The organism is Clostridium frigidicarnis (assembly GCF_900111985.1).
GTDB lineage: Bacteria > Bacillota > Clostridia > Clostridiales > Clostridiaceae > Clostridium_Z > Clostridium_Z frigidicarnis.
Map to the genome: position 1 here is coordinate 1 of NZ_FOKI01000060.1, position 15238 is coordinate 15238.

9 protein-coding genes and 1 pseudogene are annotated in these 15238 nt (G+C 29.8%); 6 read left to right on the forward strand and 4 right to left on the reverse strand.

The annotated features are described in order from the left end of the window. Positions 1-208: 208 nt before the first annotated feature. The 4 genes from BM119_RS18315 to BM119_RS20650 form a co-directional block, all read right to left on the reverse strand. Positions 209-397, reverse strand: a complete 189-nt coding sequence (locus BM119_RS18315; protein ID WP_090043158.1) for a transposase — start codon at positions 395-397, stop codon at positions 209-211. Positions 398-496: 99 nt separating this feature from the next. Further along, entirely contained in the window at positions 497-637 is a 141-nt protein-coding gene (locus BM119_RS20090; protein WP_177199498.1) for a hypothetical protein, read from the reverse strand. A 228-nt stretch (positions 638-865) separates the two neighbouring features. After that, positions 866-1198 carry an IS110 family transposase gene (locus BM119_RS18320; protein ID WP_177199499.1) on the reverse strand — a complete coding sequence of 111 codons (333 nt, stop codon included), beginning with the start codon at positions 1196-1198 and terminating at the stop codon, positions 866-868. 556 nt (positions 1199-1754) lie between these two features. Next, positions 1755-1877, reverse strand: a complete 123-nt coding sequence (locus BM119_RS20650) for a DUF2922 family protein (protein WP_242948468.1) — start codon at positions 1875-1877, stop codon at positions 1755-1757. Between the two features lie 277 nt (positions 1878-2154). Between BM119_RS20650 and BM119_RS20335 the strand changes: the two genes are divergently transcribed. The 6 genes and pseudogenes from BM119_RS20335 to dltA all read left to right on the forward strand — a co-directional run. After that, positions 2155-2430 (forward strand): DDE-type integrase/transposase/recombinase, encoded by a 276-nt coding sequence (locus BM119_RS20335; protein ID WP_242948469.1) that lies wholly within the window; start codon positions 2155-2157, stop codon positions 2428-2430. Then, the gene (locus BM119_RS18335) at positions 2427-2738 is read left to right on the forward strand and encodes a hypothetical protein (RefSeq protein WP_090043160.1); all 312 of its coding nucleotides are present in this window, start codon (positions 2427-2429) and stop codon (positions 2736-2738) included. The genes BM119_RS20335 and BM119_RS18335 overlap by 4 nt, the downstream gene beginning before the upstream one ends. Before the next feature lie 160 nt (positions 2739-2898). Then, positions 2899-3369, forward strand: a complete 471-nt coding sequence (gene tnpA, locus BM119_RS18340; protein WP_090043161.1) for an IS200/IS605 family transposase — start codon at positions 2899-2901, stop codon at positions 3367-3369. Between the two features lie 112 nt (positions 3370-3481). Beyond that, a pseudogene (locus BM119_RS18345) lies at positions 3482-4900 on the forward strand (transposase). 1035 nt (positions 4901-5935) lie between these two features. Then, positions 5936-6973, forward strand: coding sequence for an adenine nucleotide alpha hydrolase family protein (locus BM119_RS18350; protein WP_090043162.1), 1038 nt, complete (start codon positions 5936-5938; stop codon positions 6971-6973). Positions 6974-7025: 52 nt separating this feature from the next. Then, positions 7026-15238: D-alanine--poly(phosphoribitol) ligase subunit DltA (dltA, locus tag BM119_RS18355; protein ID WP_090043163.1), on the forward strand; the 8213-nt coding region annotated here is incomplete at its 3' end.

Consider the following 15238-nt stretch of genomic DNA (forward strand, 5'->3'; position numbering starts at 1 on the left):
GGTACAAAAAATCTTAAAGTTGCTAAAAATAGCTTAGGAATCTCATTAGTTATTTAACTGTAAAATTATTCAAGTAAAAATGCACTATTATAGTTGTCTTGAATGACCTTTGTTAAATTTATACAATTTTACAATACGATTTGTTTATATATCATCAATTGGAGAATTATAACTATTTAAAATTTCCAATTCATAATAAAAATAATCATCAATCTAATTGTAATTTTATGTATAAATTAGATTGATGGCTATGACCAGACCACGATACTGATGAATTTACGCCAACAAAAGCTACTAGCTTTTTGGCATTTTTAAAGTTAGTTATATCACCAATTTTAGCAAGTAAAGATACAGCATTAATAAATCCAACTTCTGGATGAGTACAAAGTAGGCTCACATTTGCTTATGTAAATAAATAATTTTTTGTAATAAGTCATCACATGCTTTAGAGAGAATTTTTATAATATTTATATAGCATATAATTTCTATACTTAAGCTAGTGGAATAAATCAAATTCACTTGCTTCCATTTCAGCTTCTAACATAAGATTACATTTATTCTCGGCCCATTCATAAGAATGGCTTACCGTAGAATTTATAGTGTTTATAATCTCCTCCTTAGAAGTTTGTAAAAACATTTTGTAAGTATAGCTAAAGGTATTTCACTAAAAGGGTCACTGAATATATTGTGGAAATTTGAAAATATTATATTTAGTTATGAGGTTAGTTTATTTTTGTAATCTGAACGGGTACTAATTAATAAAGAATATTCTCTGCAGAGTTTTTTAAGTAAAAAGAAGTTCTCATTAAAAGTAGAATCAGTTACAAAGGTTGGGATTGCGCTAATTGTGCAATTCTCAATGAATCTACCTTATCATTTTTATCTTTCTAATACTTTGTTTTGCAAAATTCTTAGTCTTAATTGGATTAATCACATAACACTCAAATCTAGATTTAGTGAAATACTTATAAAGTATTATAGTATACAAACCAGTTGATTCCATAAAAAGTTTTGGTTTAGTGGAGTATTTTACATAAATATCATCTAAAATCTTATGTAGTTTTGTAAATCCTACTAGGTTAGTAGTTATAATCAATTTTTTGCCATAGGGCTCTCTAGTTGGCATAAGTATAGTTATAACTGAAGATTTAGATGATATATCTATACCTACAACAAAATTAAAAGTGAACTTATTCATAGCTAATTCTCCTTTGTTTTTGAATAGGATTCCCATTGTATTTCAATGAATTATATCCTCGTTTGTTACTCAGGTTAAACCCAACCAGTTACTCATAAACTTCATTTAAGGGGATAACAGTATGTACAACGAGTAAGGCATAAGCTCCCGGAAAAGTAACGTTAATACCATGGTTCAAATATTAAATTTTCAATGGTTAGAGTTTACACATAAAATAATAATATTAGTATTAGGTTTTATATTTTTACCATACGAGGATAGTATATAAATAGTAAGAAATAATTAACTATCATTTAAAGAAGCATTAGTGACAGTGATGATTGGGGAATTATATAAAAGATAGATTGGTTTCCCTTTAAAAGTGCTTAAAGAGTTAACTAGCTAAAATGAAATCTGACTCAGCGAGTTCGTCAGATAAGTTCCACTAGCCAAATGTAAAATTAGGAGTGTCACTTAACTTAAGCTATATCAAACTTAGTAACAGCTTTCTGAGTAAGTTTAGCACTAGATTTACCTGTGAAAGCATCATTTTTAGTTAAGAAAATATTCTTTGCAATTATAAAGTGTCCATTAAGGAAATAACCTGGTCTTGGATTATAGATGAGTTAACATTATCTATAGTTAAATTGCTCTTATCACCACTTTCACATACAAAGGTTAAAGTTAAAGAATAGTCCATAAAAACACCGTCTTTCTAGTGTCTATCAAACTGGGTATACACCACTTATGAGCGTTGGTGTAGTGGTGATTCTATTCATGAAGATAAGCGTAAATCTTGTATAAGACCGGAACCTAAAAACAAGCTATCTAAAGAAGAACGACAAAGTATCATAAACTTAGTAAATAGGCCAGAATGTGCAGATTTATCACCAAATCAAATAGTATCATCATTAGAGTATAGAGGACAATATATAGATTCAGAATCAACTTTTTATAGAGTACTTAGAACTGAAAATATGCAACACCATCGTGGTAATACTAGACCACCAGAAACAATAAAGCTACCAACTACATATATAGCAGACGGTCCAAATCGGGTATGGGCATGGGATATAACATGGTTAAATACATATACAAGCGGTCTTTATTTTAAATTATATGTAATAGTTGATATATACAGCAGAAAGATTGTCGAGTGGGAAGTTTGGTCTGAAGAGATTGGTGAACTTGCTGCTAAATTAGTTGAAAGAGCTATGCTAACCCATACTCTGAATCCCACTTTAAAACGATGAAGTATAGTCCGAGATATCCACTGGATGGATTCCAAACTATTGAGGAGGTACTAGAATGGGGAGATGCTTTTGCTGATTGGTGTAATAATAAACATTATCACAGTGGTTTAAAGTTTATGACACCAAGCAGTAGGCATAATGGAGGAATTGGGAAAATAATGAATAATAGGAAAAGAGTTTATGAAACAGCAATAGAACTTAATCTTCAGAGATTCAAGAAAGGGATAAGAAGCTGGGATACATCTGAAATGGTGGCATTAAATCCCACAGATGAAGTTAAAGATAAAATTAAAAAGAGTATAGTGTAAAAATTTGAAATGCAGATTTTTTTATTGTGTTTTGAATACCACAGCTTATACCTGTGGTTCTAAAGAGCTTTTAGCTATGAATGGAAAAAAATAATACCTACATTGTAAAATAATAGTAAGTTTGCTGACCACAATTAAATTACAAGGAGGTATATCCATAATGGATAATAGTAGTTTAGTACATAGCAAATGGAATTGTAAATATCATATAGTATTTGCCCCAAAGTATAGAAGACAAATAATATATGGAAAAATAAAAGTGGATATTGGTAAAATTATTAGGAAGCTTTGCGAATATAAAGGTGTAGAGATAATAGAAGCAAATGCATGTAAAGATCATATACATATGCTTGTAAGTATACCACCCAAATTAAGTGTAGCTACATTTATGGGATATTTAAAGGGAAAAAGTTCACTGATGATATTTGATAGACATGCAAGTTCGGAGTATAAATATGGTAATATACAATTTTGGTGCAAAGGATATTATGTAGATACAGTTGGAAGAAATAAAAAAGCAATAGAAGAATATATAAGAAATCAGTTACAAGAAGATATAGCTTATGATCAAATTAGTATAAAAGAATATATGGACCCGTTTACGGGTGAGCAAGCAAAGAAAAACAAATAAAAAGGGTCTGTTGCAAAACTAACTTAAAAGTTAGGTTTGTAGCGGCTCATTTTTGTTATAAAAATAAAAAATGTGAATTCCGAAGAATCCACATTCATTGTATAATTAAGTTATGGAACAACAAAAATTATACACTAAAGATTATAATGAATTTAATGATAATTATCAACTTATATTACCATTAAATTTGGAAAATTTAATACCAGAAGATGATTCGGTTCGTTTGCTAAGCCACATATTGGAGGGATTAAACTACACGAAGTTGTATAAGGCGTACTCTTCCATCGGAAGAAAACCGGCAGTAGAACCGAAAATCATGTTCAAAATAATATCTTATGCGTATTCCCAAAATATTTATTCAAGTAGAAAAATAGAAAAAGCATGCAAAAGAGATATAAATTTTAAGTGGTTGCTTCAAGGTTATAAAGCACCTGACCATGCTACAATTAATAGATTTCGTAAAGAGTATCTTTCAAATGATATAATTGAAGATTTGTTTTATCAGCAAGTTAAATATTTAGCAGAGTATAATGAAATATTATTTGAAAATGTATTTATAGATGGTACTAAAATTGAAGCGAATGCTAATCGTTATACTTTTGTTTGAAAGAAAGCAATTTATAAAAATGAAGAAAAAATGTTTAGTAAAATAGTTGCACTTATTGAAGATGTTAATGTTGAAGAACTTACAGAATTTATTATAGAAAAAGAAACATTGATAGAAAATATTGATGCAATTCTTGACTGGCTTTCATTAGAAAAACAAAATAGAAACATAGAATTTGTTCATGGAATTGGAAAAAGAAAAAGTAAGATTCAAAAGTGAACAGGCAATTGATTGAATACAAGCAAAGACAGGAAAAATATGATTCAAGCAAGAAAATATTATCAAAAAGAAATAGTTATTCTAAAATAGATACTGACGCAACTTTCATGCATATGAAAGATGATCATATGAGAAATGGACAATTAAAACCTGGTTATAATGTACAAATAGCTGTTGAAAGCGAATACGTGACCGGCGTCGGAATATTTCAAGATAGAAATGATATAAGCAAACGTGAAGATATGCAATATAATTCAGAAACAGATACTTATACTTGTCATAATGACAAGAAATTGTAGCCTTTTTCAATTATTCATAGAAAGGCTGCAAGTGGATATGAAGCCCAAGTTACTGTCTATGAATGTGAAAGTTGTGATAACTGCTCTCACAAAGCAAGGTGCACGAAAGCGAAAACAAATAGAAAGATGCAAGTTTCAAAAACTTTTGTAGAAAAGCGTGAAGTATCTTATAAAAATATTATCACTGAAAAAGGTGCTAAACTAAGAATGAATAGATCTATTCAGGTTGAAGGAGCATTTGGAGTTTTAAAAAGTGACTATGAATTTAATAGATTTTTAACACGTGGAAAAAATAGCGTTAAAACGGAATTTATTTTGCTTTGGTTTTAACATTAATAAATTACATTCTAAAATCCAAAATGAAAGAACTCAAAATCATCTTCATGAATTAAAGACTTCTGCCTAATTATGGCATATATTAAATAGGCTTATTTAAGTGCGTTTAAAATTAAAAACTCTCCTAATAATTTATATCTTATTTTAATTATTAGGAGAGTTATTGATTTAAATTGAAAAGGAGCGGCGCTCCTGATTAAAATTTAATCATTTCGCGACAGCCCCAGTTTGAAAAAGTCATGCGGGTTGGCAAACCAATTCAACGTGTCTTAAGACACAGCTAGTAACATGCCCTTATAGCCACCCGTTTTACGGGTGGTCCTGACTGATCTACTTTTTAAAGTCATATTAAAGTCATATTCAACATTATTACATATATTAAAATTTTTAAGAACGAGACTTATAGTTACATTTATCAAATAACTATAAAACACTTTGCTTGATATATACCATAAATTTACATTGCACTTTCTTCATTAGAATTTTCATGTGATTATTAAAAAACTATACATAAATACCTACATCTTCATGTCGAAACTTATAGGCGCTCTGTTATTTATATTTTTTGCTAATTTAGGGATTTGTAAAAAAATATAATTTTTTGTTAAAATTGTTGCATAATTAAGCGGATTAATATATTATTATAGTAAAATAAATTTACATATAAGGTTATAATTAACTTTATTGTATAATTAATAAAAAATAAGACAAATTGAATATAAGGATATAAAGAAAGTTGATGAAATATGGACGTTGAAAGAATGTTATATTTTCTATCGCAGCCTAAAGTAGTGTAGAATTTGTTTGAAAATGATTCGGGAATAAAATTTTCCGGATTGAGAACATCTGAAAGTAATTCTAAAAAAGTACTGGTTGCTTGGTTGAAATATAATTTAATTCAGAAACTTGATCAAATAAATTTAGTTGTTTAATTTGATTAAGACAAAACATGTTATTTACCTCCATTTTGACAAGTATTTTTGTTGTTACTTATATTTTGACATAGTGGAGGAAAATATAAATATCTAATTTGAAAAAAGTTAGATAAATCAACGGTTGCGGAATTCTGCTGCCTACTAAAAAATTTTATACGAGGAGAATAATTATGAGAAGTTGTAAAAAGTGTGTGTTACCTGAAACATATCCTGGTATCCATTTTAATAGTGAAGGTATATGCAATTATTGTGAGGAGTATGAAGTAAACAAGGCTGCTAGAGAAGATGAAGGAAAAGTTATTAAAAGTGAAGCTGAATTAAAAATGTATTTACAAAGGTTTAAGGATTTGAATCGAAAATATGATGTTTTAGTTCCTATAAGTGGTGGTGTTGACAGCTGCTTTACTTTAATTACGTTAGTTGAAAAGTATGGGTTAAAGCCTCTTGTTTTTCATTCTGATCATGGATGGGATAGTAAAACTGCTAGAAGCAATGTTGAAAACATTTGCAAGGAGCTTGATGTAGATTTAGTTATTGTAAAGAATGATATGTCATTTATGAGAAAGCTATTTAAGTATTTTAATAAAGCCGACGAACTTGAGTTGAGCGCCTGCTTTGTTTGTGGGAATATTTTATACCTTAATGGGCTTGAATTAGCGGATACTTACAAAATTCCTCTAGTTGTTAATGGTTATTCTAAAGGCCAGGCAGCCATGATGCACGACAAAGAAAAAGCAAGGGTATTGTATGAGAAGATGGTTAACATTGCTTTATCCACTGGAGATAAAGAATTTTTTGAAGAATTCCTCGAGAAGTGGTCTATTCTTGAAAAGCAAGTAATTTATCAAGATAAAAGTGAATTTACAAACTTTTTTGAAATGAAAGATAAAATATTATTTATTCCATTTTTCTATTTTGATTTTTATAAAACTGATAAGGATGAACTAAGGAAAATGTGTAAGGAAAGATTTGATTGGAAGCAACAGGAAATGAGTTATCCTAAATGTACTACAAATTGTGAGATGATATGGTTAAATTCATATTTTGATTTAAAGAAGAGAAATTATAGTCACTACCATGATGAGTATTCTACAATTATTAGAGCTAATGAAATGACTCGTGAGCAGGCAAAGTATTATTTGGAATTTAATCCACCTGGAGGACTACTTGAAAGTTTAGCTAAAGAGATCGATATAGAACTAAAGTAACATATATAAATATTAATACACAAAGTAAAGTTAGGTAAAAGGAGGGGATTATATGTTAGATTTGTCAAAAGAAAATCTTTTGATTGAAAATTATTGGATAAACAAACTAAGCGGCGATCTACCGAAAACAACTATTCCAAGCGTTGGCGTACAGAGTAAAGGGGGGAAAGTAAGAAAGGATAAGGAAAAATTTTATATTAAAAAAGACACACAGCAGTCTTTGATGAAAATGGTTAAAAATTCACAGGTAGGAATGTTTGTACTACTTTTGAGCGGTGTAAGTCTCTCGTTAAATAAATATACAGGAAAGGAAGATTTATTTATAGGGACTCTGCCTCACAAAGATTCTTCTAATCCAAACAATATACTATTTTTCAGAAATCAAATTCATAATGAGGACTTATTTAAGGGGTTTATAAACAGAGTAAAAGAAAATATTTTTAGTGATATGAAAAATATGTATGATTTTTTTGGAAGTCTGCTTCAAAGGATGGTACAAAATAATATTGATATTAATAAATACTTTAATATAGCAGTGGTTTATGATGAAATCCACAAAAAATCAGCTGTAATAAATAACTATGATATAGTTTTTAATTTCTTTGAAGAAGATGAGCAGCTAGTGCTTGAAGTAGTATATAATGCTTCAAACTTTTCTAAGGAAATTATAAATCTGTTTTGTAATAATCTATTATACATTTATGATTCTTTTGAGAATTTGCTAGATCAAAAGATTAAAGATATTCAGATTGTTTCTGAAGAAGAAAAAGAAAGCATTGAAGAATTTAATAAGACAGATAAAGTACATAACTATAATACTACATTACATCAACTCTTTGAGGAACAGGTAAGAAAAAATCCAGAAAATACAGCAATAGTTTTAAAGGAGGATAAAATTACCTATAAAGAGTTAAATGATAAGGTAAATCAGTTAGCATCAATGTTAAGAGAAAAAGGAATAGTGGCAGATAATATTGTCGGAATTAAGTTAGAAAAGTCTATAGACATGATTGTTGCAATTTTGGCAGTGCTAAAAAGTGGAGGGGCATATTTACCTATAGATTTAAATCTTCCTGTTCGAAGAGTCCAAAAAATGCTTCAGGATTGTAATGCAAAGGTAGTAATAAGTACAAACAAATTAGTGGAATATGAGTATACTCGATTACAGGGTATTAGAGAAAATGATATGCATACTATTGTTACTGAACCTAGAGAATATATTGCAGACTTTAATACTCTACCATTTCCAAATTATTCACTTATAAATTGTGAAAAATATAATAAATATATAGGACAAGCAATTGTAAAAAGCAGGATTTTAATACAAGCTTCCCGTGGATGTCCATATGATTGTGCATACTGCTACAGGACATGGAACAAATGTCAAGCAGCAAGGTCAGGAGAAAATCTTTTTGAAGAGATTAAACTTTACTATGATTGTGGAATAAGAAATTTCGATATATTTATGTTAAACCATAGGGAAGGAAAACGTTTTTTTGAGCTTATAATAAAAAATAATTTAAAAGATATTCGCTTATTTTTCCCAAATGGATTAAGAGGAGATGCACTTACAAAAGATTATATAGATCTTATGGTAGCAGCAGGTACTGTTAATATGTCTCTGGCTTTAGAAGCAGCATCTCCAAGGCTGCAAAAGCTGATAAGAAAGAATTTAAATATTGGAAGATTTACTGAAAATGTTGAATACATCACAAGCAAGTATCCTAATGTTATTCTTGAGATGTTTACTATGCATGGAATACCTACTGAAACAGAAGAGGAAGCTTTGATGACTCTTGAATACATAAAGAAGCGTAGATGGATACACTTCCCTTATGTAAATGTATTGAAAATTTACCAAGGTACACAAATGGAGAAAATAGCTCTGGAACATGGTATTAGCAAACAGAGTATTATTGATTCTGAGCAATTTGCATGGGATGAGCTTACAGACACTCTGCCATTTAATAGAAGCTTTTCCTTGAGATATCAATCTGATTTTCTTGATAGTTATGTTTTATCAAAGGAACGTTTAAAACAGGTAGTTCCATACCAGATGAAGATTATGACAGAAAGTGAGTTTATTGAGAAATATGATAGCTATTTACCAGGAAAAATCAAAACTTTTGATGATTTTCTTAATTTTACTAATCTTAAAAAAGAAGATCTGAGAGATATTAAATTTAAAGATGAAGAAGAAGATATCTTAGCACTACAAGGCTTAAATGAAAAATTGAAGAAGAAATTCTATAATCCTAAACCAAACAAGGATGCCTTGAATATGCTGTTCTTGGATTTATCACAGTATTTTGATGATGGTTCAAGAGATATGTTATACGATGTTGTAGAGTCACCATTGGGATTAATGTATATCTTAACTTATTTACAGGAAAAGATGCAGGGTAGAATAAACGGTAAGCTTGCTAAGCCTAGAATGGACTTTGCTAACTTTTATGAATTGAAGAAAATAGTTGAAGAGTTCAAACCTGATGTAATTGGAGTACGTTCTCTTTCTTACTATAAGGATTTTTGTCATAAAACAATTGCACTGCTTAAATTATGGGTCCCTGATATTCCAATTGTTATTGGAGGACCTTATGCTACAGTAGATTATAATTTTATTTTAAATGATAAAAATATTGATTTGGCAATTTTAGCTGAAGGCGAACTAACTATGCATAATCTATTGGAAGAAATTATTGAAAATAATAAGAAGCTTCCATCAGAAGACGTTTTAAAAACAATACAGGGTATTGCATTTGTGCCTAAAGAGGAAAAAGACAAAAATAAAGCTGCCAGAGAAATTATTGCGCTTGATTTAATTGAGGATGAACTTTCAAAAAAACCTAAAAATGATTTAAGCTTAGTAAATGATTCTAATAATCTGGCATATGTTATATATACTTCAGGTTCAACAGGAGCACCAAAAGGTGTTATGATTGAGCATAAGAATGTACTAAATACAATAGATTGGTTTATTGAAAAATACGGAATAAACTGCAAGACAAATACGGCACAAGTTTCAGAATACTCTTTTGATCCAAGTATAGAACAGGTATTTAGTTCATTGTTAACTGGAGGAAAACTATTTTTGGTTAATACTCAGATGCTTTTGGAAACAAAGAAGTTTAGAAAAATGCTTATAGAAAATAGTATAAATGTGGTAAATGCTGTTCCATCTGTTTTAAAAGAAAATTTCTTTGACAATAAAAAAATTCCTGGCATCAAAGCTATTATTGCCGGAGGAGAGAAACTGGACAAGACTGTAAAGGATCAGATTTTATTAAATGGCTATGATTTATATAATCATTATGGTACTACAGAAGTTACTATAGATGCAATTACATCAAAATGTGAATTTGATTCCGTAGCCATCGGTAAACCTATATCCAACACAAAATGCTATATTTTAGATGATAATCTTAAAATGGTTCCTATTGGGGTTATAGGAAATATTTGCATTGCAGGTCATGGTTTGGCCAGAGGATATGTAAATGATCCTGAGCTTACAGCCAAAAAGTTTATAAAGCTTAAAGAGATGGGAAATATTCTAGTTTATAATACCGGAGATAAAGGTAGATGGCTGCCTGATGGAAGTATTGAGTATCTTGGACGTATAGATAATCAGGTTAAAGTCAGAGGATTTAGAATTGAACTTGAAGAAATTGAAGAAAAAATGAAATTGGTTCCTGGAGTTACTGAGGCAGTGGTAGTTCTATGTGGTGATGATGAAGAAAATAATTTCATCAGAGCTTACTACAGCTCAGAAGATGTAATTGAAAATAAATATATACAAAAACAACTTTCATTAGATCTGCCTCCATATATGATTCCTTCTGAGTTTATCAGGTTGGAAAAATTTCCTAAGCTTTCAAGTGGAAAGATTGATAAGAAAGTCCTGCCAATGAGTGTTTCAACTGAAACTAATGTGAATGTTAAAATGCCAGAGAACGAATTGCAGGCTGAAATTTTAAATATTTGGGTTGATGTTCTGAAGAAGGATAAAAATACAATTGGTATAGATGCAAATTTCTTTGAAATTGGAGGACACTCTCTTAAAGCCACAATTCTTTTATCAAAGCTTGCAAAACGCTTCGGGGTAACAATTTCATTATCGCAAATGTTTGAAAGGCCTACTATTGAGAACATTGCAGAGATAATAAATGAGTTAAAAAATGTTGAAGAGGATGGGATGAGAGCTTTTGAAAAAAGAGCATATTATCCATTATCTTCTGCTCAAAAAAGATTGTATTTTCTTGATCAATTTGAAAACATAGGTAGTAGTTATAATATGACAGAGGTTCTAAAAATCAAAGGTGATTTGAATTTAGAACTTTGTGAAAAAGTATTTAAGCAGATAATTGAAAGACATGAAATACTAAGGACATCCTTTGAACTTGTTGATAACAATACTGTACAAGTTGTACATGAATCTGTTGATTTTAAGCTGGATATACTGCCTGAGTTGTCAGAAGAGGATTTGGATAAAATTAAAGACTGTATACACGGATTTATAAAACCTTATGATTTGGGTAATCTTCCTTTATTCAAAGTAGGAGTTATTCCGTTGAAAAACAAAGAACATATTTTAATATTTGATATTCATCATATTATTGCTGATGGAACTTCTATATCTATTTTAATTAATGAATTTGTAAAATTATATAGTGGAGAAGAACTGTTACCTCTTAAGATCCAGTATAAAGACTATTCTTTATGGCAAAATAATGAGTTACAGTCTAAAAAGTTAAAAAAGCAGGATGAATTTTGGCTAAATCAGTTTTCAGGGGATATTCCAAGGCTTGATATGCCTACTGACTATAAGCGTCCAAAAGTATTTAGCTACAAAGGAGATTTATTACAATTTAAATTTAATGCTAATGATACTAAGGAACTAATAAAGTTGTCAAAAGATAAAAATGTTACATTATACATGGCATTGATGGCAGTACTTAATGTAGTGTTGCATAAGTATACAGGTCAGCGTGATATTATTGTTGGATCAGGTATTGCAAATAGAAATAATGCAGATTTTCAAAGTCTTATTGGAATGTTTGTAAACTCTATTGCTTTAAGAAATAGTCCTATGCCAGAAAAATCTTTTAGTGAATTTTTGAATGAGGTAAAAGAAAATTCTATTGCAGCCTTTGAAAATCAGGATTTTCAGTTTGAAGATTTAATTGATAAATTAAATTTACAAAGAGATATTTCGAGAAATCCTATATTTGATGTATCACTTAATATTCAAAATTTTGAACAGTCAAGTTTTAAGATAAATGACTTAGAAATTGAGCCATACAATCTAAGACAAAATACTTCAAAGTTTGATTTAACCATTTATATTAGTCAGGTTGAAAAGGAATTACATTTTTCACTAGAATACTATACTGAAATCTTCAAGAAAGAAACTATGGAGAGATTTATTAAACACTTCACAAATGCTATCAGGGTTGTAAGCGAAAATCCGCAAATTAATATTGGAGAAATTAATATTTTTGATCATGAAGAAAGAGATATTGTTTCTAATATTTTTAATCAGACAGAGAAAAATTATGATAAGCAATCTACTCTTTATGAAAAATTTGAGAGAATAGTTGATTTATATCCTGATAAAACTGCTCTATACTTTAAGGGAAATTCCTTAACTTATAAAGAGCTTGATGGAAAGGCAAATAAAGTTGCTAATTATCTAATTGAAAAGTATAAGATTAAACCAGAACAGAGAATAGGACTTTGCTTAGAAAAATCATTTGATTATATTGTTGCTATACTAGGTATTTTGAAAGCTGGAGCTGCCTATGTTCCTATTGATACATCCCTTTCACTTAAGAGAATGAAAACAATTATTGAAGATGCTGATATTGATATAATGATTTCTCATAAACAATTTTTAAGAGTAATGAATAATCTTCAATGGTCTAGCAGCATTTTTAATACATGTATTTATATGGATTATAATGATATATGTGAGATTGATGAGTTAGACGATGAATATTATAAAAAGCAGGTTGAATTGTGGAACTACGTCGGTAAACAATCTAAGGATGATGTTACAGGAGGCGGTTGGATATCAAGTTTTACTGGTAAGCCATTCTCAGAGGAAGAAATGAAGGAGTATAGTCTTAACGTCTTGAGGAAGCTTGAAGGTTTTATCAATAATAATACACGTGTTTTGGAAATAGGCGTTGGTTCAGGATTAACCATGTTTGAGGTTGTAGGTAAAACGCAGCGCTACGTTGGTATTGATATTTCAGATGAAATAATTGAAAAGAACAGAATTAGAGCAAAAAATGAGGGAATTGAAAATATTCGGCTTGAAAGAATGGCAGCTCATGATATAGATAGGCTGGGAGAAAGGGACTTTGATCTGATTATTCTAAATAGCGTCGTTCAGTCATTCCCAGGCCATAATTATTTTGGAAAAGTTATCAATAAAGCAAGTAGTTTATTGAAGTCTAATGGAGTAATTTTTGTTGGCGATGTTATGGACTCAGATTTAAAGGATAAAATGATTGAAGATTTAACTAAGTTTAACGCTGAAAATCAGGATGAAAATTATATTGCAAAACTTGATTGGTCATCAGAGCTATTTATTCCAAAAAAATTCTTTATAGATATTAAGCTTAAATCTTCCATAATAACCAGAATTGAATTCTCGGGTAAAATTTACACAATTGAGAATGAATTAACAAAGTATAGATATGATGCATTAATTAGAGTTGATAAAACAAGTTCTAAGGATAGAGAAAAGAAGAAAGCAGAAAAAATTCAGGTTGGATATAATGAGATTGCCAAATTCTCAGAGGAAAGGCCTAATGTTAAAGTTAAGATGGAAAATTTAGCTTACATAATTTTCACATCTGGAACAGAAGGTAAGCCAAAAGGAGTAATGGTTGAACATGGAAATGTGGTTAATACTATTGAGTTTTTTATTGAAAAATATGATTTGCGTTCATTTAAAAATGTATTGCAGCTAACAAGTTATACTTTTGATCCAAGCGTAGAACAAATTTTCAGCACCATTTTGTCTGGCTCCACATTATGTGTACCTGATAAGGAACTTTCTCTTGACATTCAGGGATTAAGAGAATATATAGAAGAAAACAAGATTAATATTATTAATTCTGTTCCTATATTTTTAAAGGAGTTGCTTGTTGGAAAACCTAAACTACCTTCATTACAATATGCAATTACTGGGGGGGAAAAACTTGATGAAATAACTAAAAGTCAGATATTAGATTTAGGTTATAATTTATATAATCATTATGGACCAACAGAAACAACAATTGATGCAATTACTGGTAAATGTTCTGATGAAGATTATTCAATAGGAAAGCCTATAGCAAATATGAGATGTTATATACTTGATGATAGTCTAAAGCTATTGCCTATTGGAGTAAATGGAGAGTTATATCTTGCAGGAGATGGAGTAACAAGAGGATACTTAAAAGATGCTAAACTTACTGATGAAAAGTTTGTTGAAATTGATGAGCTAGGAGAAAAGCGTGCTTATAAAACTGGAGATGTGGCTAGGTGGATGTCAAATGGAAGAATAGAGTTAGCTGGACGTAAGGATTTTCAAATTAAACTTAGAGGTTATCGTATTGAGTTAGGAGAAATTGAATTTTATTTGAAAAAATATCCTGGAATCATAGATGCTGTTGTAATAGACGGTGAAAGTACGAAGAAAGAGAAGTATATATGTGCATACTATACTTCTAATACAAAAATAGAAGCAGCTGAATTTAGAGAATATTTATTGGATTATCTGCCTGAATATATGATCCCTAAATTCATAGTTTATTTGAATAAAATTCCACTTAAATCTAACAACAAGGTTGATTATAAGTTGCTGCCTGATCCAACAATGGAAGTAAGCAATTCTGACATTGAGGAAGAAGAATGTAGTGAAACAGAGAGTAAGTTAAAGAGTATATGGTGTGATTTGCTGGAAGTTGAAAGTATGGGTATTCATGATAATTTCTTTGAATCTGGAGGGCATTCAATTAAGGCAATAACATTGTCAATGATGATTAGAAAGGAGTTTGGAATAGATATTTCTATTACCCAAATATTTAAACATCAGATTATTAAAGAGCAGGCACAGTTGATAGATGAAATTAGAAATAAATCTACTGAAATCACAATAGAAAATAATTATTGCAGAATAGAAACAATAGAGAAAAGAGAATACTATGAAGCATCATCATCACAAAAGAGAATGTATATAATTCAAGACTTTGATAAAGAAAATGTAGCTTACAA

Excerpts from the sequence above, each read along its gene's own strand:
- BM119_RS20090 (WP_177199498.1), bottom strand. The coding sequence starts at position 637 with ATGTTTTTACAAACTTCTAAGGAGGAGATTATAAACACTATAAATTCT.
- BM119_RS18320 (WP_177199499.1), bottom strand. The coding sequence starts at position 1,198 with ATGAATAAGTTCACTTTTAATTTTGTTGTAGGTATAGATATATCATCT.
- BM119_RS20650 (WP_242948468.1), bottom strand. The coding sequence starts at position 1,877 with ATGGACTATTCTTTAACTTTAACCTTTGTATGTGAAAGTGGTGATAAG.
- BM119_RS20335 (WP_242948469.1), top strand. The coding sequence starts at position 2,155 with ATGCAACACCATCGTGGTAATACTAGACCACCAGAAACAATAAAGCTA.
- BM119_RS18335 (WP_090043160.1), top strand. The coding sequence starts at position 2,427 with ATGAAGTATAGTCCGAGATATCCACTGGATGGATTCCAAACTATTGAG.
- tnpA (WP_090043161.1), top strand. The coding sequence starts at position 2,899 with ATGGATAATAGTAGTTTAGTACATAGCAAATGGAATTGTAAATATCAT.
- BM119_RS18350 (WP_090043162.1), top strand. The coding sequence starts at position 5,936 with ATGAGAAGTTGTAAAAAGTGTGTGTTACCTGAAACATATCCTGGTATC.